The sequence below is a fragment of the Streptomyces sp. cg36 genome (assembly GCF_041080675.1).
GTDB lineage: Bacteria > Actinomycetota > Actinomycetes > Streptomycetales > Streptomycetaceae > Streptomyces.
Genome location: NZ_CP163520.1, coordinates 2,787,178 through 2,804,212, shown reverse-complemented (window position 1 = coordinate 2,804,212; position 17,035 = coordinate 2,787,178). Strand labels below are relative to the sequence as shown.

Below are 17,035 nucleotides of genomic sequence, written 5' to 3'. Positions count from 1 at the left end.
ATGAGCGAGACCCCGGACAGCGCCGTCCAGACCGCGGCCGACGACACCGTGCGCGCCTACATCGAGGAGCACCGCACCGCCTTCCTCGACGACCTGGCGCAGTGGCTGCGGATCCCGTCGGTGTCCGCCCAGCCCGAGCACGACGCCGACGTCCGGCGCAGTGCCGACTGGCTCGCCGCCAAGCTCAGGGAGACCGGGTTCCCGGTCGCCGAGGTCCTGGAGACCCCCGGGGCGCCCGCCGTCTACGCGGAGTGGCCCTCCGGCGACCCGGCCGCCCCCACCGTGCTCGTCTACGGCCACCACGACGTGCAGCCCGCCGCCCGCGAGGACGGCTGGCACACCGAGCCCTTCGAGCCGGAGCTGCGCGACGGGCGCCTCTACGCGCGCGGTGCGGCCGACGACAAGGGCCAGGTGTTCTTCCACACCCTGGGCGTCCGCGCGCACCTCGCCGCCACCGGCCGCACCGCCCCCGCCGTCAACCTCAAGCTGCTGGTCGAGGGCGAGGAGGAGTCCGGCTCGCCGAACTTCCGCGCGCTCGTCGAGGCCCACGCCGACCGCTTCGCGGCCGACGCCGTGATCGTCTCGGACACCGGCATGTGGTCGGAGACCACGCCCACGGTCTGCACCGGCATGCGCGGCCTCGCCGAGTGCGAGATCCGGCTGTACGGGCCCGACCAGGACATCCACTCCGGCTCCTTCGGCGGCGCCGTGCCCAACCCGGCGACCGCCGCCGCCCGCCTGGTCGCCGCCCTGCACGACGCCGACGAGCGGGTCACCGTGCCCGGCTTCTACGACGGCATCGCCGAGCTGACGGACGCCGAGCGCGAACTCGTCGCGGAGCTGCCGTTCGACGAGGCCGAATGGCTGCGCACCGCCAAGTCCCGCGCCCCCCACGGCGAGGCCGGGTACTCCACGCTGGAGCGGGTCTGGGCGCGGCCGACCGCCGAGGTCAACGGCATCGGCGGCGGTTACCAGGGCCCCGGCGGCAAGACGATCATTCCGTCCTCGGCCATGGTCAAGCTGTCGTTCCGCCTGGTCGCCGGGCAGGACCCGGACCGGATCGAGAAGCTCGTCACCGACTGGGCAGCGACCCAGGTCCCGGACGGCATCCGGCACGAGATCGCCTTCAGCGCCGGCACCCGCCCGTGCCTCACGCCGCTGGACCACCCGGCGCTGCGGTCCGTCGCCCGCGCCATGGGCCGCGCCTTCGGCCAGAAGATCCGCTTCACCCGCGAAGGCGGCTCCGGACCCGCCGCCGACCTCCAGGACGTGCTGGGCGCACCCGTGCTGTTCCTGGGGATCTCCGTCCCGTCCGACGGCTGGCACGCGCCCAACGAGAAGGTCGAGATCGACCTCCTCCTCAAGGGCGTCGAGACCACCGCCCACCTGTGGGGCGACCTCGCCGCCGCGAGGCTGTGAGCCCGCCGCCGCCCCCACGCGTCCCGTACGCGCGCGCGTGGCCGCGTCGGAGGAGAGCAGCCGCGAGGACGGCGCGTCCCGTTACGCGCGCGTGGCTGCGGCCACCGGGACACCACCGTCGAACGAACACCGCTGAACCCATCCACCGGGGGAGTTGGAAGCACCTGTGAGCACCACCAGCACCACCAGCAGTGACACCACCGCGGACCGGCCGGCCGGCCTCGCCACACCGATCAGCCTCACCGAGCCCAGCGGCATCGACCGCGCCGCCCACCACCGCCTCGACGAGGCATGGCTGGCGGCGGCCTGGAGCCACCCGTCGACCCGGGTCTTCGTGGTCTCCGGCGGGCAGGCGCTCATCGACGACACCGCCGACGGCCGCACCGAGCTGGTGATGACCCCCGCCTTCGAGGCGCCGGTCACCGAGACCCACCGCTACTTCCTGGGCACCGACAACGACGGCGTCAGCTACTTCGCGCTCCAGAAGGACTCGCTGCCGGGCCGCATGGACCAGTCCGCCCGCCCCGCCGGGCTGCGCGAGGCCGGACTGCTCCTGTCGCCCCGGGACGCGGGCCTGCTGGTCCACGCCGTGGCCCTGGAGAACTGGCAGCGCCTGCACCGCTTCTGCTCCCGCTGCGGCGAGCGCACGGTCATCGCCGCAGCGGGGCACATCCGCCGCTGCCAGGCGTGCGGCGCCGAGCACTACCCGCGCACCGACCCGGCCGTGATCATGCTCGTCACCGACGACCAGGACCGTGCGCTGCTCGGCCGCCAGGTGCACTGGCCCGAGGGCCGCTTCTCCACGCTGGCGGGCTTCGTCGAGCCCGGTGAGTCCATCGAGCAGTCGGTGCGCCGCGAGGTCTTCGAGGAGGCGGGCGTCACGGTCGGCGAGGTCGAGTACATCGCCAGCCAGCCCTGGCCGTTCCCCTCCAGCCTGATGCTCGGCTTCATGGCGCAGGCCACCTCCCGCGAGATCAACGTGGACGGCGAGGAGATCCACGAGGCCCGCTGGTTCTCCCGCGAGGACCTGCGCGCCGCCTTCGAGTCCGGCGAGGTCGTGCCCCCGTTCGGCATCTCGATCGCGGCCCGGCTCATCGAGCTCTGGTACGGCGAGCCGCTGCCCAGGCCCACGCACTGAGCCCGGCCGCGCCCGGCAACGCGCAGGGCCCCCACCGCGTCGGTGGAGGCCCTGCGCACATCCTGGGAACTCGCTCCGCAGCCGCGCGACGAGCGCGGCTCAGACGCCGATCTTCTGCTTGACCTGCGCGAGCGACGGGTTCGTCAGCGTCGAGCCGTCGGGGAAGAGCACGGTCGGGACCGTCTGGTTGCCGCCGTTCGCCTTCTCGACGAAGGCCGCGGACTCCGGGTCCTGCTCGATGTTGATCTCGTTGTACGTGATGCCCTCGCGGTCCATCTGGCTCTTCAGCCGACGGCAGTAGCCGCACCACGTGGTGCTGTACATCGTCACAGTGCCCGGCATGCTCTCGCACTCCTCATGTTCGGCTCGATGGGTGAACGCCAAGGTCTTGAACGTACGCGACCGGGCCACCATTCCCGCATTAGTACGAACAATCGCGCCCCCTGTGGACAACGCGTCCCGTCCGCCTCCCACGACCTGGCAGCATGGCGGGGTGACAGCAGCAACGCACTCCTCCCTCTTCCCACAGGTCCCCGACTCGGCGGACGCGGTGCTCGACGGGCTCGACCCCGAGCAGCGCGAGGTCGCGACGGCCCTGCACGGGCCGGTGTGCGTACTGGCGGGCGCGGGCACCGGCAAGACCAGGGCGATCACCCACCGCATCGCCTACGGGGTGCGCGCCGGGATCCTGCAGCCCAGCAGTGTGCTCGCCGTCACCTTCACCAACCGCGCCGCGGGCGAGATGCGCGGTCGGCTGCGCCAGCTCGGCGCGGGCGGCGTTCAGGCCCGCACCTTCCACTCCGCGGCCCTGCGCCAGCTCCAGTACTTCTGGCCCAAGGCCGTCGGCGGCGAGCTGCCCCGCCTGGTCGAGCGCAAGATCCAGCTGGTCGCCGAGGCGGGCGCCCGCTGCCGCGTCCGCCTCGACCGCAACGAGCTGCGCGACGTCACCAGCGAGATCGAGTGGGCCAAGGTCACCCAGACGGTCCCCGCCGACTATCCGGCGGCCGTCGCCAAATCGGTGCGCGACGCCCCCCGCGACCCCGCCGAGATCTCCCAGATCTACGCCACGTACGAGGAGCTCAAGCGCGACCGGGGCATGATCGACTTCGAGGACGTGCTGCTCCTCACGGTCGGCGTCCTCCAGGACCGCCACGACATCGCGGAGCGCATCCGCAGCCAGTACCAGCACTTCGTGGTCGACGAGTACCAGGACGTCAGCCCCCTCCAGCAGCGCCTCCTGGAGCTCTGGCTCGGCGACCGAGACAGCCTCTGCGTCGTCGGCGACGCCAGCCAGACGATCTACTCGTTCACCGGCGCCACCCCCGACCACCTGCTGAACTTCCGCACCCGCCACCCGCAGGCGACCGTCGTCAAACTCATCCGCGACTACCGGTCGACCCCCCAGGTCGTCCACCTCGCCAACGGACTGCTCACCCAGGCCCGGGGCCGCGCCGCCGAGCACCGCCTCGAACTCGTCTCCCAGCGGGACCCCGGCCCCGAGCCCGCCTACACCGAGTACGGCGACGAACCCGCCGAGGCCGAGGGCGTCGCCCGGCGCATCCGCGACCTCATCGCCTCCGGCGTCTCCGCCGGGGAGATCGCCGTGCTCTACCGGATCAACGCCCAGTCCGAGATCTACGAGCAGGCCCTCGCCGACGCGGGCGTGCCCTACCAGCTGCGTGGCGCCGAGCGCTTCTTCGAGCGGCCGGAAGTGCGCGAGGCGGGCGTCGCCCTGCGCGGCGCGGCCCGCGCCGGAGGCAACGACTCCCTGCTCGACGACGCCGTCGACCTGCCCTCGCAGGTCCGCGCCGTCCTCGGCACCAAGGGCTGGACCAGCACTCCGCCCACCGGCTCGGGCGCCGTCCGCGACCGCTGGGAGTCCCTCGCCGCGTTGGTCCGCCTCGCCGAGGACTTCGCGCGTGCCAAGCCCGGTGCAACCCTCTCCGACCTGGTCGCCGAGCTCGACGAGCGCGCCGCCGCACAGCACGCGCCCACCGTCGAGGGCGTCACCCTGGCCTCCCTGCACGCCGCCAAGGGCCTGGAGTGGGACGCCGTCTTCCTGGTCGGCCTCACCGAGGGCATGATGCCGATCACATACGCGAAGACCGACGAGCAGATCGAGGAGGAGCGCCGCCTGCTGTACGTGGGCGTCACCCGCGCCCGTCTCCATCTGGCCCTGTCCTGGTCCCTCTCGCGCTCTCCCGGCGGTCGCGCCTCCCGACGCCCCAGCCGCTTCCTGAACGGCCTGCGACCGGGCTCCGCGGCCCTCGGCGCCCGCGCCGCGTCCACGGGCGGCACGGGCGGAATCGAGCGCGGCGCGGCCCGCAAGCGCACCCGGCGCGGCCCGGTCCTGTGCCGGGTCTGCGGCAAGACGCTCACCGAGGCCGGTGAGATGAAGCTGATGCGCTGCGAGGACTGCCCCTCCGACATGGACGAGGGTCTGTACGAGCGGCTGCGCGACTGGCGGGCGGGCCAGGCACGGCAACTGGGCCAGCCGCCGTATTGCGTGTTCACCGACAAGACCCTGATGGCGATCGCGGAGGCCGTGCCGTCCACCGGCGGGGAGCTCGCGGTCATCTCCGGGGTCGGCGCCCGCAAGCTGGACCGGTTCGGCACCGATGTCCTTGCCATCTGCGCAGGTCAGGAGCTTGAGGAGGGCGACGGGGCGGCTTCCTGAAAACTCATCGAAAAAATAGTTTGCGCCCGCCCCGCGAATCCCCATAGGTTCTTAACCACGGAGACAGCGGCTTCTCAGAGGCCCTGCGTCCGTGTTCTACTTGCTGTACTTATCCGAATACGCATGGGATCAAGGCCCCCGGGCCGAGCTCCCCGAGACGCCGAGAGGAGGCGAGACCAGTGACCAGCTTCATGAACTTCACCAGCTTCAGCACCACCAAAATGACCGATCGCTCGGTCGTCGCCACCTGCCCGCTCGGTTCCTCGGCCCAGGGCACCGGTCTGTCCACCGGTGTCTCCGGTCTGCGCGGCCTCTCGGTCGTCATTCCGGTCTCCCTGGCCAATCTCCCCGTGCGGAACGGCAATGAGCGACCGACCCAGGCACCGGCAGCAGTAGTGGCAGAGGGACAGGCCATGGCCTATGCCTTTGCGGCCGCCGGTGCCGGAGCCGAAAAGCAGACGACGACGCAGCACCACAAGATGTGGGCCTTCCGTGGGCTCGAACCCTGGAGTGATCCAGCCTGATCCAGGATCAGGCAGGCGCCTTCAGGGCCGCGGAACCCCACCCGGGATCCGCGGCCCTTCTGTTTGCCCCGAACAGGGCAAGACAGCGCGAAGGGGTCTCGGTACCAGCCGAAACCCGGCCGACCGGCCGGACCGACAACAAAGACGAGGAAGAAAACACCGTGCAACTCGAAGCGCACGCCCCGTCCGTACCGCCCGCCCAGACGATCCCCCCGCCCGGTCTCACGGAGGACCCCGCCTTGACTCCCCTCACCGCGCTCACCGCGCTCGACGACGCCATCGAGAACCTCGGCGTACCCGTCCCCTGCCGCTCGTACGACCCGGAGGTCTTCTTCGCCGAGTCCCCGGCAGACGTCGAGTACGCCAAGTCCCTCTGCCGCACCTGCCCGCTGGTCGAGGCATGCCTCGCCGGGGCCAAGGAGCGGCGCGAGCCCTGGGGCGTCTGGGGTGGCGAGCTCTTCGTCCAGGGCGTGGTCGTGGCCCGCAAGCGGCCCCGTGGCCGCCCGCGCAAGAACCCGGTCGCGGCATGAACCGCCCGGGAACCATCGACCGCCCCCTCACGAACGACCCCCAGAAGCAGGCCCCGATGACGACGTCCGCCAGCGAGCCCAAGGGCTCCGCGACCCCAGACTTCTCCACTGCCGGCGCGAACACCTCGCGTCAGAACAGGACCCTCGAAATGCAACTCATGCCAGAAGCCCTCGCCCGTGCCCATATGCACGACCGCCTGCGGGAAGCCGAGGCCGAACGGCAGGCCCTGCGTCTGCTCGCCGCCCGGCGCATGCAGCGGCGCGCCGAGCGCGTCTCGATGCGTGCCCGCCGCGCCCTCGCCATGGCCGTCATGCAGTAACAGCCGCACGGCAGGGCAGCGCGAACACCGATGAACAGCCCGCGGGGGCCGGTCCGAACGGACCGGCCCCCGCGGTGCGTTGTGCCCAACGAACCAGCGGCCGTGGCGGTATCGTCACGAAATGGACGACCCGACTCAGCCGGACGCCGAGACCGTTGTGTGCTCGCGCTGCGGCACGCCCGCCGAGAGCACTCCGCCGACCTGGACGTACTCCGTGGAGAACGGCACCCGGCTCTACTTCTGCGACGCGTGCGCGCGGGCCAACATCAGGGCGATCGAGAGCAGACTCGACTCCGTCTGGTGGTGACTCAGGCCCCCGCGGGCTGCTCCTCCTCGTCCGCCTCCGCTTCCCGCGCGCTCCCTCCGTCGGCGAGCGGCGCCAGAAGCACCGGCCCGGCCAGGCCCTGCGAAGTCCCGGCCTCCGTCTCCGTCCCGGCCTCCGCCTCGTCCGGAGGCAGAAACCCCGGAACCCACTCCTCCAGTTCGTCCCGCAGACGTACCGTCGCGTCCAGCTGACACAGCACGCCGATGGTGGAGAGCGTCACCCGGTGGATCAGGAGGTAGGAGGGCGGCAGGTTGAGCTGCTTGCCCAGCTGGTGCGCGGGGGAGCGGGGGTCGGCGATCCGGGCCGCCTGTCCGCGCATCCAGGCACGGGTGAAGGTGAACTCCTCGACCCGCGCCGGTTCGATGATGGGCAGGAGGTAGTCGAGGACCGCGTCCGGGTCGAGGGCTATGGACTCCTTCACGAAGCCCTCCTCGCACAGCAGGGCGTAGATCGCCTCCGCCTCGCCTTCGAGGGTCATCCGCAGCGAGTCGCCGATCGTCCGGGGCAGACCGCCCGGCAGCCGGTCGACCGTGCCGAAGTCGAGCACGCCCAGGCGCGCGGGGCCGCCCTCCTTCTCCGGGGGCAGCAGCCGGAAGTTGCCCGGATGCGGGTCGGCGTGGAGCAGCCCGGTCCTGGCGGGGCCGGAGAACAGGAACCGCGCCAGCAGCTGTCCGGCCCGGTCGCGCTGGTCCGGGGTGCCGTCCGCGATCACTTCGGAAAGCGGGGTGCCCTCGATCCACTCGGTCACCAGGACCTGGTCGCTCTGGTGCACCACATCGGGCACCACCACGTCCGGATCGTCCGCGAACTCCGCCGCGTGCTCCCGCTGGGCCTGCGCCTCCAGTGCGTAGTCGAGCTCCTCCGAGACCCGGTCGCGGAGCTCGGAGATGAGCGGCTTGATGTCCATGCCCGGTATCAGCGGGCCGAGGAGCCGGGCGAACCGGCTGAGCTGGGTGAGGTCGGAGAGCAGCGCCTCCCCGGCGCCCGGGTACTGCACCTTGACGGCGACCTCGCGCCCGTCGTGCCAGACCGCCCGGTGCACCTGCCCTATCGAGGCCGCTGCCGCGGGCTTCTCCTCGAACTCCAGGAACAGCTCCCGCCACTGCTCCCCGAGCCGCTCGGCCAGCACCGCGTGCACGGTGCGGGTCGGCATGGGCGGGGCCGCCTCCTGGAGCTTGGTGAGCGCGGCCCGGTAGGGCCCGGCCACTTCCTCGGGCAGCGCCGACTCGAAGACGGACATGGCCTGCCCGAACTTCATTGCCCCGCCCTTGAGTTCGCCGAGGACCTTGAAGAGCTGCTCGGCGGTGCGCTGCTGCAACTCGCGTCCGACCAGCTCGGCGGACTTGCCTCCGATCCGCTTGCCCAGGCCCCAGGTGGCACGTCCGGCGAAGCCAAGTGGCAGCGCGGCCAACTTGGCGGTCCGGGTGACCGCCTTCCGGGGAAGATCAGACATACGCCCCTCCAATTCCCAGCCGGCCGTGCCGCGGGTGCCATGCGGCAGTGCGTCGTCGACAGCGGTTACCGGGCCATTGTGTCCTGCGTCCGCGCGCCCCCCGAGGCGTCCTCCCCCTGAGTGTCCCCCGCCGCGCCGCAGGAACAGTCGAGGCGGGCCCCGACGGGCCGCGACCGCCAGTCCAGCAGGGGCAGCGACGCCTCCCAGCGGGCGCCGGTGGCGGCGGGCAGGTCGCCGTCCAGGAAGGTCAGCGCATGCCCGGCCGCCAGCCCGGCGACGGCGGTCGCGAGGGCGAGGTCGCAGGAGGGCACGGCCCCCTGGCGCCGGCCCGAGCGCCACTGCGCGAGCATCCGGGGCCAGCCGGGGTCGCGCGCGGCGCGGTCGAGGGCGAGACAGCCCGCGCACCCCGTGCCACCGGGCAGGACGAGCGGGCCCACCAGGCCGGTGGTCTCCAGGACTCCCGCGTACAGATGGGGGATGCCCGCCGCCACCCACTCCTGGGCGAGGGCCGCATCCGGTGCGTAGGCATCCAGGCCGTCTCTCGGGGCCACCACGATCAGCGACAGCCCGGCCGGGTCCGCGCTCTCGGCGGCCCGGGGCGGGCGCTCGGGCGCCGAGGCGCGCACCAGCTGCCGGGCCGCGGGGCCGCGGCGCTCACCGACGGACTGGTCGGACAGCCCGCCGGGGGCCACGTCACACGGCTGCACCGTCCCGCCGTCGAGGACGTCGACCCGCCCCACACCCGCCCCGGCCAGGAGCGCGGCGATGGTCGCCCCCACCCGGCCCGCGCCGCGCACCTGCACCCGCAGGGCGCGGCGGGCCGCGAGACGCCGGGCGCCGCCGCCCGGCTCGGGGTGGACCAGGGAGAGGGAGGCGAGGTCGGCCCGGGTGCGGTCGAACGCCGTGGTCCGCCCGTACGGGGTGCCGGGCGCCGGGGCCGCGTCGGCCGGTCGGCCCGGGCGGGCCGCGATGGTGGGGTCGTCCAGGACTCCCGCCCTGGTCAACCGCTCGACCAGCGCGTCCACTTGGGCGGGCGAGAGATCGAAGGCGCGCGCCTCCTCGTACAGCAGCGGCAGGCCGCGGGTGCCGTCGAGGAGGCCGAGGAAACTGCCGGTCGCCGTGTCCACCGGTGACAGCACGACCGCCCGCGCCGGGGTCACGCCGAATTGCACGGTCTGCCGGTCCCGCCATGCCCGGCGCAGTGCCGGTTTCATCATTGGATGCATTGCCGCCCCCGTTGTCCTTTTCTTCCGCTCTGGTGCTGTTCGGTCGGTCCGTTGCCAGAATGCCCGGCCGGGCGGACGGGTGCGGAAAGTTGTCCACAGGGGTGGGGTATTAGTCATTCAAATGGTGCGCGGCGCGAATGGATCACGGGGGAACCGTCCCGGAGGCGGGACTTCCCCCACTGACAGCGGGTAACGTCGGGGCGTGCCCGCCGACCCACTGCAGAGTGCCGGAAGCCCGCCCCGCAGTCCCACAAGTCCGCCGCCCCGCGGTCATGCGACGAGCGCGGTCGAGGTGCGCAGGAGCACCCGGCGCAGCAGGACGGTGTCGGCGTACCGGGAGGGCGACCGCACCATCGTGCTGATCCCGGCGCGGATGTCGGAGGCCGAGGAGCAGCGCTGGGTGAGCGTGATGCTCGACAAGCTGGCCGCCCAGGAGAACAAGCGGATGCTGGGCGACACCGAGCTGGCCGAGCGCGCCGAGCGGCTGTCCGAGCTGTATTTCGAGGGGCGCGCGCGTCCCGCGTCGGTCCGCTGGGTGACCAACCAGAACACCCGCTGGGGCTCGTGCACCCCGGCCGAGGGCAGCATCCGCCTGTCGCACCGGCTGCAGGGGATGCCCGAGTACGTCGTGGACTACGTGCTGGTCCACGAGCTGGCGCACCTGCTGGTGCCGGGGCACGGGTCGCGGTTCTGGCGGCTGCTTGAAGCGTATCCGCGTACGGAACGCGCGCGTGGATACCTCGAAGGGGTGGTGGCCGCGGACCGGCTGCCGCATCTGCCCGCCGCTCGCGGAGAGTGATCTCCCCGATTGTGTACCGAACGCGTACCGGCTTGGCCGATTGTCGCAGGCAGCCGTTAGCCTGGCGCGACCAATCACACTCGGGATGGGGGACGGTCGTTACGCATGGCCAGGGAATTCCAGCGCGGCCACAAGGCCAGGATCAGTGACCTGACAGCAGGGACGGATCTGTATGTAGGTGTGCAGATCGGCGCCCCCGGACTGACCTTCGACATCAGCTGCTTCGGTCTGGACGCGAATGAGCAGCTGTCCGACGACCGGTATTTCATCTTCTTCAACCAGCCGAAGTCGCCCGAGGAGTCCATCCAGCTCCTGGGTCCCCAGGCCGGTGACACCGAGTCGTTCCGGGTCACCCTGGATCGCGTCCCGGCGCATGTGCACAAGCTGTCGTTCACCGCGACGATCGACGGCGCGGGCCAGATGTCGCAGGTGGGGCCCGGGTACATCAGGGTGGTCGCCGGTGGTGAGGAGGTGGTGAGATACGCGTTCACGGGCGCGGAGTTCTCCACCGAACGCGCGGTGATGCTGGGCGACTTCTACCTGAAGGACGTGTGGCGCTTCGCCGCCGTCGGCCAGGGCTTCGACGGCGGCCTGGAGGCGCTGCTGAAGAACTTCGGCGGCGAGGTCGCCGAGGAGGAGCCCGCGGCGCCGCAGCAGCCGCAGGGCGCGGCTCCCGGCTTCGCGCCGCCCGCCCAGGGCGCCCCGGCGCAGAGCGCGCACGCGCCCCGGTTCGGCGCCCCGGCCGCGCCGCAGCAGCCCCAGGCCCCCCAGCCCGCCCCGCAGTTCGGCTCCCCGGCGCCCGCCCACCCGCAGGCGCCCGCCCCGGCCGCGGCCCAGCACTACGCGCCGCCGCCCGGGTCCACGCCGCCCCCGCCGCCCGCGCCCAGCCCGCAGATCCACGCGGCACCGACCATCGCCGCGCCCATCAGCATGCCGCCCGGCACCATCCCGCCCCCGGCCCCGCCCGGCGCGTACGGACAGCCGCAGCAGCCTTCGTACGGGCAGGTCCCGGGCGTTCCCGGCCAGTACCCGGGCCAGCTGCCGCCGCCGGGCGCCCCGGCCCCGTACGGCCAGAGCGCGCCCTACGGTCAGCCGGCCCCCTACGGACAGCCCGCGCCCTACGGGGCGCAGCCCGGGATGCCGCCGCAGGGCATGCCGCAGGGCGGTGGACTCGCGGCGGCCATCCAGCAGTACAAGGAAGTGCCCACCGGGCAGCGCTGGACGTCGCAGAACAAGCAGCTGGTCCGCGTCGACCTCGGTGTCGGCGGCTCCCCGGTGCTGGCCCGCCAGGGCAGCATGGTGATGTACCAGGGCAAGGTGGACTTCGGCTACAAGGGCGCCGGTTTCGCGGGCCGCATCGTCGGCAACGCGACCGGCCAGGAGATGCAGCTGATGCGCTGCAGCGGCCGGGGCCAGGTCTTCCTCGCCGAGAACAGCACCTATCTGCACCCCATCGAGCTCCAGGGCGACGGCATCTGCGTCTCCGCCGAGCACGTCCTGGCGTTCGACGAGTCCCTTCAGTACGAGGTCCGCCGCATCGAGGGCCACGGGATCCCCGGCGGTGCGCTGTTCACCATGCAGTTCCAGGGCACCGGCACGCTCGTGGTGATGACCCACGGCACCCCGGTGGTCCTGCCGGTCACCCCGACCACGTTCGCCGACAGCGACGCCATCGTGGCCTGGTCGGCGGCCTCGCAGGTGATCGTCTCCAGCCAGGTCCGGCTCCGCCGCAACGCCTATCCGGGCCACAGCGGCGAATCCGTCAACCTGCAGTTCCGCGGCGCGCCCGGGAACTTCATCGTCGTCCAGCCGTACGAGGTCTGAGGGAGCCCGATCAATGAACCAGCAACTCGCGGGCTACGCCCCCGCACCCGTCGCCGCCCGGATGGAGAACCACGGCAGCGCCATGCTGAAGGTGGCCATGACCACCGGACAGGACCTCTTCGCGCGCGTGGGCTCGATGGTCGCCTACGAGGGGTTCGTCCAGTACGAGCCGAACCCGCCCGCCGTACGGCAGATCGCCCGCGACTGGATCACCGGTGAGGGCGCCCCGCTGATGAAGTGCACCGGCGACGGACTGCTCTACCTCGCCGACTACGGGGCCCATGTGGTCGTCGTCCAGCTCAACAACGACGCCCTGTCGGTGAACGGCACCAATGTGCTGGCCTTCGACGCGAGCCTCCAGTGGGGCGTGGAGCGGGTCAAGGGACTGGCCAAGTTCGCCGGACAGGGCCTGTTCAACGTGAAGATCTCCGGCACCGGCTGGGTCGCGCTCACCTCGCGCGGCACCCCGGTCGTCGTCGACTGCGGCAGCGGCGAGGACGAGACGTACGTCGACCCGGACGCCCTCGTCGCCTGGTCCCCGAACCTCAAGGTGAAGGGCAAGCGCAGCTTCAAGGCGTCGTCGCTGATCGGGCGGGGCAGCGGAGAGGCGTACCAGATGGCCTTCTCGGGCCAGGGCATCGTCGTCGTACAGCCGAGTGAGGACAGCACCGACCGCCTGCGGGCCCGGGGCTGAGGGGGAGCGAACACACCATGCAGAGCCCGCTTTTCAGCTACACCGAACAGCAGTCGCAGGAGCGCTACAGCGCGCAGAACGCGCAGCTGCTGCGGGTGGTGCTCACCGGCCACGACGACATCCTCGCCCGCAAGGGCTCGATGGTCGCCTACCAGGGGCTGATGGAGTTCGACGGCGAGTACCAGTCGCGCGGCCAGCAGAACGCGCGCGTGCACACCGGCGAGGGCCTGGACCTGATGCGCGTCTCCGGCCAGGGCACCGTCTACCTCGCCAATCTGGCGCAGTACGTCCATGTGGTGGACGTGGACCGGGACGGGCTGACCGTCGACGGCGGTTACGTCCTCGCGATGGACTCCTCGCTGCACTACGAGGTCCTCGCGGTGGACAGCCAGTACGGCGTCTCCGGCACCGGCAAGTACCAGCTCAACATCACCGGCACCGGCAAGGTCGTCCTGATGACCTCGGGGCAGCCGCTGATGCTCCAGGTCACCCCGGACAAGTACGTCAACGCCGACGCGGACGCGATCGTGGCCTGGTCCACCTCGCTGCGGGTGCAGATGCAGGCGCAGACGCACTCCACGGGCGTCTGGCGGCGCCGCGGCAACACCGGCGAGGGCTGGGAGCTCAGCTTCCTCGGGCAGGGCTTCGCGCTCGTCCAGCCCAGCGAGGTGCTGCCCCCGCAGAACGCGGTGATCGGGCAGGGCCTGCGCGCCCAGTACGGCGTGGGCCAGCAGGGCGCCCACGCCCAGAACCAGGGCAACGCCTGGAGCTGACCCCCGTCGGCACAGCGGTAAGGGGCGGTCGCCATGGCGACCGCCCCTTACCCGTGCCCGCCGTCAGCGGCTCACAGCCGGGCCCGGGTCGCCTCCAGTAGCTGGACGACCGACTTGTCGGCCACCGTCGCCACCTCGTCGTAGCCGAACCAGCGCAGGTCCAGCGACTCGTCGCTGATCGCCTCGACCGCGCCGGCCGGGGCGAGCGCCGCGTACTGGACGTCCAGGTGCCAGTTGCAGGGGGCCGGGATGGGGTGGCGGTCCAGGCGGACGGGGCCGCCCGTCAGCAGGGTGAGACCCGCCACACCCGACTCCTCGGTGGCCTCGCGCAGGGCGGCGGCCGTCAGCGAGGTGTCCTGCGGCTCGCAGTGGCCGCCCATCTGCAGCCACATGTTGAGCTTGCGGTGCAGCGTCAGCAGCACCCGCTCGCGCTCCGGGTCGACGACCAGCGCGCTCGCCGTCAGATGCCCGGCCGCGCACGCCTTCCACATGCCGTCCGGATGCGCCGACAGATGGTCCAGATATGTCCGGCGCAGCTCCGGCTGGTCCTCGTACGCCTTCAGTACCAGGACCGCGTCCTCGTGCAGGCTCACTTGCCGTCGTCGCCCTTGCGCTCGTCGTCCTCGCCGCCGTCGGCCCTGCCCGTGCCGTCGCTCCCGGGCTTCTCGTTGCGGGAGGCGGCCTCGCCGAGCATCTTGTCGATCTCGGAGAAGTCCAGCTGCTCGCGGTGGACGAAGCCGTCCGGGTCGTCCAGGTCGGAGGCGGTCGGCAGCATGTCCGGGTGCTCCCACAGGTCGTCGCGGCCGTCGACCCCGCGCGCGTCCGTGAGCGAGGCCCACAGGCGCGAGGCGTCCCGCAGCCGGCGCGGACGCAGCTGGAGGCCGATCAGCGTGGCGAACGTCTGCTCGGCGGGGCCGCCCGTCGCCCGGCGCCTGCGCAGCATCTCGCGCAGCGCGTCGGCCGAGGTCAGACGGGGCTTGGCGGCCTCGTGGACCACCGCGTCGACCCAGCCCTCGACGAGCGCCAAGGCCGTCTCCAGACGGGCCAGCGCGGCCTTCTGCTCCGGGGTGTCCTCCGGCTGGAACATGCCCTGCTGGAGGGCTTCCTGAAGCTGCTCCGGGTTGGACACGTCGAGCTGGCCCACCGCGTCCTCCAGCTTCGCGGTGTCGACCTTGATCCCCCGCGCGTACCCCTCGACCGCGCCGAACAGGTGCGAGCGCAGCCACGGCACATGGGCGAAGAGCCGCTGGTGGGCGGCCTCGCGCAGGGCCAGGTACAGCCTGATCTCGTCCTTGGGGACGCCCAGGTCCTTGCCGAACGCGTCGATGTTCAGCGGCAGCAGCGCCGCCTTGCCGGCCGGGCCCAGCGGCAGCCCGATGTCCGTCGAGCCGACGACCTCGCCCGCCAGGACGCCGACGGCCTGTCCGATCTGCTGGCCGAACATGGCGCCGCCCATGGAGCGCATCATGCCGATCAGCGGGCCCGCCATGGCCTGCATCTCCTCGGGCAGCACCCCGCCCATGGCCGCGCCCACGCGCTCGGCCACCGGGTCGACGAGCTCCTTCCAAGCGGGCTGGGTCGCCTCGACCCACTCCGCGCGGCTCCACGCGACGGCCGTGGACGCGCCCGAGGGCAGCGACGTCACTCCGTCGAGCCACAGGTCGGCCAGGCGCACGGCCTCCTCGACCGCGGCTCGCTCGGCCGGGCCCACGCTCTCGTCCTTGGTGCCGTCCGCGGTGCCCTGGGCCACCGTCTGGCGGGCGATCTGCTTGGCCATGTCCCAGTTCACGGGACCGCCCTCGTAGCTCAGCATCTGGCCGAGCTGCTGGAAGGCGGCTCCCAGGTCGTTCGGGTTCATGGAACCGAACATCGCGGCGAACGGATTGTCCGCGCCGCCGGCCCCGGCACCGAACCCGAACGGATTCGCCGGGCCGCCCTGGTTGCCCTTGCCCTTCTCCTTGCCCTCGTCGCCGTTCTCCGGCTCCTCCGGCGGAAGGCCGAATCCGAATGGGTTGTCACTCACGGGTTTCCTCGGCTCCTAGGGCCGCCGGCTCTCTGCCGACGGCGACTGCCCACCAACACCACCAGCGTAGACATCCGGGCCGGATAAGGGCTCGGTGCTCCGCCGACTCTTGGCCTGCGGCAGGATGGACGTCACCTGGTCCGTACGCGTCATTCGTGTACGTACTGAAGACAACCGCTGGAGACGCCCGGTGAGTTCCCCAGATCCGCAGGTTCGCGCAGCGCGAAACCCTTCCCCCGCAGCAGCGCGGGGTCCCGTCGTCGCGGTCACCGGTGCCGCGACCGGGATCGGCGCGCTGCTCACCGCGCGGCTCGCCGCGTCCGAGGAGATCAAGCAGGTCATCGCGATCGACGAGCGCCGGGGCGAGGTCTCCGAGGCCACCTGGCACGTCCTGGACGTGCGCGACCCGGCGATCGCCGAGAAGCTGCGCGGCGCCGACGTCGTGGTGCACCTGGCGCTCGACCTCGACCTGGAGTCCGACGACGCCGCCCGTACGGCCTACAACGTGCGCGGCACCCAGACGGTGCTGACCGCCGCGGCGGCCGCCGGGGTCCACCGGGTCGTGCTGTGCACCTCGGCCATGGTCTACGGCGCGCTGCCCGACAACGACATCCCGCTCTCCGAGGACGCCGAGCTGCGCGCCACCGCCGAGGCGACCGGCGTGGGCGACCTGCTGGAGATCGAGCGGCTCGGGCGCCGCGCCCCGCGCGCGCACCCCGGGCTCAACGTGACCGTGGTGCGGCCCGCCGTCCTGGTCGGCGGCACCGACACCGCGCTCACCCGCTACTTCGAGTCGCCGCGCCTGCTGGTGGTCGCCGGATCCCGGCCGACCTGGCAGTTCTGCCACGTCGACGACCTGTGCAGCGCGCTGGAGTACGCGGCGCTGGAGAAGGTCGACGGGGAGTTCGCGGTGGGCTGCGACGGCTGGCTCGAACAGGAGGAGGTCGAGGAGCTCAGCGGGATCCGGCGGATGGAGCTGCCCTCGGCGGTGGCGCTCGGCGCGGCGGCCCGGCTGCACCGGATCGGGCTGACGCCGTCCCCGGCCGGCGACCTGGCGTACACGATGCACCCCTGGGTGGTCAGCGTCGGGCGGCTGCACGACGCGGGCTGGCGGCCCCAGTGGACCAACGAGGAGGTCCTGGCGGAGCTTCTTGAGGAGGTCGCGGGGCGGCACACCGTGGCGGGACGCCGGCTGGGCCGCAAGGACGCGACCGCGGCCGGTGCGGCCGGTGCGACCGTGGCCCTGCTGGGCGCGGCGGCGGTGGTGCGCAGGGCCCGCAAGCGCCGGGGTCTGTAGGACCCTCCTACGG

17 protein-coding genes are annotated in these 17,035 nt (G+C 72.3%); 12 read left to right on the top strand and 5 right to left on the bottom strand.

The features are described 5' to 3' along the window. Both AB5J87_RS12365 and nudC read left to right on the top strand, forming a co-directional pair. Window positions 1-1,419 carry a dipeptidase gene (locus tag AB5J87_RS12365; RefSeq protein ID WP_369376522.1) on the top strand — a complete coding sequence of 473 codons (1,419 nt, stop codon included), beginning with the start codon at window positions 1-3 and terminating at the stop codon, window positions 1,417-1,419. A gap of 232 nt (window positions 1,420-1,651) precedes the next feature. Beyond that, window positions 1,652-2,557, top strand: a complete 906-nt coding sequence (nudC, locus tag AB5J87_RS12360; RefSeq protein WP_369383492.1) for an NAD(+) diphosphatase — start codon at window positions 1,652-1,654, stop codon at window positions 2,555-2,557. A gap of 99 nt (window positions 2,558-2,656) precedes the next feature. Here the strand turns inward: nudC and AB5J87_RS12355 are convergent, their stop codons facing one another. After that, window positions 2,657-2,899 carry a mycoredoxin gene (locus AB5J87_RS12355; RefSeq protein ID WP_358836176.1) on the bottom strand — a complete coding sequence of 81 codons (243 nt, stop codon included), beginning with the start codon at window positions 2,897-2,899 and terminating at the stop codon, window positions 2,657-2,659. A gap of 151 nt (window positions 2,900-3,050) precedes the next feature. Here AB5J87_RS12355 and AB5J87_RS12350 point away from each other — a divergent pair, with 151 nt between their 5' ends. The 5 genes from AB5J87_RS12350 (at window position 3,051) to AB5J87_RS12330 (ending at window position 6,915) form a co-directional block, all read left to right on the top strand. Continuing rightward, window positions 3,051-5,234 (top strand): ATP-dependent DNA helicase UvrD2, encoded by a 2,184-nt coding sequence (locus AB5J87_RS12350; RefSeq protein ID WP_369376521.1) that lies wholly within the window; start codon window positions 3,051-3,053, stop codon window positions 5,232-5,234. A gap of 191 nt (window positions 5,235-5,425) precedes the next feature. Continuing rightward, on the top strand, window positions 5,426-5,758 hold the full coding sequence (locus AB5J87_RS12345; RefSeq protein WP_369383491.1) for a hypothetical protein: 333 nt from the start codon (window positions 5,426-5,428) through the stop codon (window positions 5,756-5,758). Window positions 5,759-5,919: 161 nt separating this feature from the next. Beyond that, window positions 5,920-6,288 carry a WhiB family transcriptional regulator gene (locus AB5J87_RS12340; protein WP_067163768.1) on the top strand — a complete coding sequence of 123 codons (369 nt, stop codon included), beginning with the start codon at window positions 5,920-5,922 and terminating at the stop codon, window positions 6,286-6,288. Next, window positions 6,285-6,608 (top strand): hypothetical protein, encoded by a 324-nt coding sequence (locus AB5J87_RS12335; RefSeq protein WP_369376520.1) that lies wholly within the window; start codon window positions 6,285-6,287, stop codon window positions 6,606-6,608. Before AB5J87_RS12340 ends, AB5J87_RS12335 begins: the two co-directional genes overlap by 4 nt. Window positions 6,609-6,729: 121 nt before the next feature. Beyond that, window positions 6,730-6,915 (top strand): hypothetical protein, encoded by a 186-nt coding sequence (locus AB5J87_RS12330; protein WP_369376519.1) that lies wholly within the window; start codon window positions 6,730-6,732, stop codon window positions 6,913-6,915. Between the two features lies 1 nt (window position 6,916). On the opposite strand, the gene AB5J87_RS12325 is transcribed toward AB5J87_RS12330, so the two are convergent. Continuing rightward, window positions 6,917-8,386, bottom strand: coding sequence for an ABC1 kinase family protein (locus tag AB5J87_RS12325; protein ID WP_369376518.1), 1,470 nt, complete (start codon window positions 8,384-8,386; stop codon window positions 6,917-6,919). A 65-nt stretch (window positions 8,387-8,451) separates the two neighbouring features. Beyond that, window positions 8,452-9,612, bottom strand: a complete 1,161-nt coding sequence (locus AB5J87_RS12320) for a ThiF family adenylyltransferase (protein ID WP_369376517.1) — start codon at window positions 9,610-9,612, stop codon at window positions 8,452-8,454. A 202-nt stretch (window positions 9,613-9,814) separates the two neighbouring features. On the opposite strand from AB5J87_RS12320, the gene AB5J87_RS12315 reads away from it, so the two are divergent. From AB5J87_RS12315 to AB5J87_RS12300, 4 genes are all read left to right on the top strand, one after another. After that, entirely contained in the window at window positions 9,815-10,411 is a 597-nt protein-coding gene (locus AB5J87_RS12315; RefSeq protein ID WP_369376516.1) for a M48 family metallopeptidase, read from the top strand. Between the two features lie 105 nt (window positions 10,412-10,516). Continuing rightward, the gene (locus AB5J87_RS12310) at window positions 10,517-12,235 is read left to right on the top strand and encodes a TerD family protein (RefSeq protein WP_369376515.1); all 1,719 of its coding nucleotides are present in this window, start codon (window positions 10,517-10,519) and stop codon (window positions 12,233-12,235) included. Window positions 12,236-12,248: 13 nt separating this feature from the next. Continuing rightward, window positions 12,249-12,929: an AIM24 family protein gene (locus AB5J87_RS12305; RefSeq protein ID WP_369376513.1), complete on the top strand. Its 681-nt coding sequence runs from the start codon at window positions 12,249-12,251 to the stop codon at window positions 12,927-12,929. A 17-nt stretch (window positions 12,930-12,946) separates the two neighbouring features. Next, window positions 12,947-13,702: an AIM24 family protein gene (locus AB5J87_RS12300; protein ID WP_369376512.1), complete on the top strand. Its 756-nt coding sequence runs from the start codon at window positions 12,947-12,949 to the stop codon at window positions 13,700-13,702. Between the two features lie 71 nt (window positions 13,703-13,773). Here the strand turns inward: AB5J87_RS12300 and AB5J87_RS12295 are convergent, their stop codons facing one another. Continuing rightward, the gene (locus AB5J87_RS12295) at window positions 13,774-14,295 is read right to left on the bottom strand and encodes an NUDIX hydrolase (protein ID WP_369376511.1); all 522 of its coding nucleotides are present in this window, start codon (window positions 14,293-14,295) and stop codon (window positions 13,774-13,776) included. Further along, window positions 14,292-15,725: a zinc-dependent metalloprotease gene (locus AB5J87_RS12290; RefSeq protein ID WP_369376509.1), complete on the bottom strand. Its 1,434-nt coding sequence runs from the start codon at window positions 15,723-15,725 to the stop codon at window positions 14,292-14,294. The genes AB5J87_RS12295 and AB5J87_RS12290 overlap by 4 nt, the downstream gene beginning before the upstream one ends. Before the next feature lie 190 nt (window positions 15,726-15,915). On the opposite strand from AB5J87_RS12290, the gene AB5J87_RS12285 reads away from it, so the two are divergent. Beyond that, window positions 15,916-17,022: an SDR family oxidoreductase gene (locus AB5J87_RS12285; protein WP_369376508.1), complete on the top strand. Its 1,107-nt coding sequence runs from the start codon at window positions 15,916-15,918 to the stop codon at window positions 17,020-17,022. The last annotated feature ends 13 nt before the right edge of the window (window positions 17,023-17,035 follow it).

Coding starts and splice junctions, on each gene's coding strand:
- AB5J87_RS12365 (WP_369376522.1), top strand. CDS start 1: ATGAGCGAGACCCCGGACAGCGCCGTCCAGACCGCGGCCGACGACACC.
- AB5J87_RS12355 (WP_358836176.1), bottom strand. CDS start 2,899: ATGCCGGGCACTGTGACGATGTACAGCACCACGTGGTGCGGCTACTGC.
- AB5J87_RS12345 (WP_369383491.1), top strand. CDS start 5,426: ATGAACTTCACCAGCTTCAGCACCACCAAAATGACCGATCGCTCGGTC.
- AB5J87_RS12335 (WP_369376520.1), top strand. CDS start 6,285: ATGAACCGCCCGGGAACCATCGACCGCCCCCTCACGAACGACCCCCAG.
- AB5J87_RS12330 (WP_369376519.1), top strand. CDS start 6,730: ATGGACGACCCGACTCAGCCGGACGCCGAGACCGTTGTGTGCTCGCGC.
- AB5J87_RS12325 (WP_369376518.1), bottom strand. CDS start 8,386: ATGTCTGATCTTCCCCGGAAGGCGGTCACCCGGACCGCCAAGTTGGCC.
- AB5J87_RS12320 (WP_369376517.1), bottom strand. CDS start 9,612: ATGCATCCAATGATGAAACCGGCACTGCGCCGGGCATGGCGGGACCGG.
- AB5J87_RS12310 (WP_369376515.1), top strand. CDS start 10,517: ATGGCCAGGGAATTCCAGCGCGGCCACAAGGCCAGGATCAGTGACCTG.
- AB5J87_RS12305 (WP_369376513.1), top strand. CDS start 12,249: ATGAACCAGCAACTCGCGGGCTACGCCCCCGCACCCGTCGCCGCCCGG.
- AB5J87_RS12300 (WP_369376512.1), top strand. CDS start 12,947: ATGCAGAGCCCGCTTTTCAGCTACACCGAACAGCAGTCGCAGGAGCGC.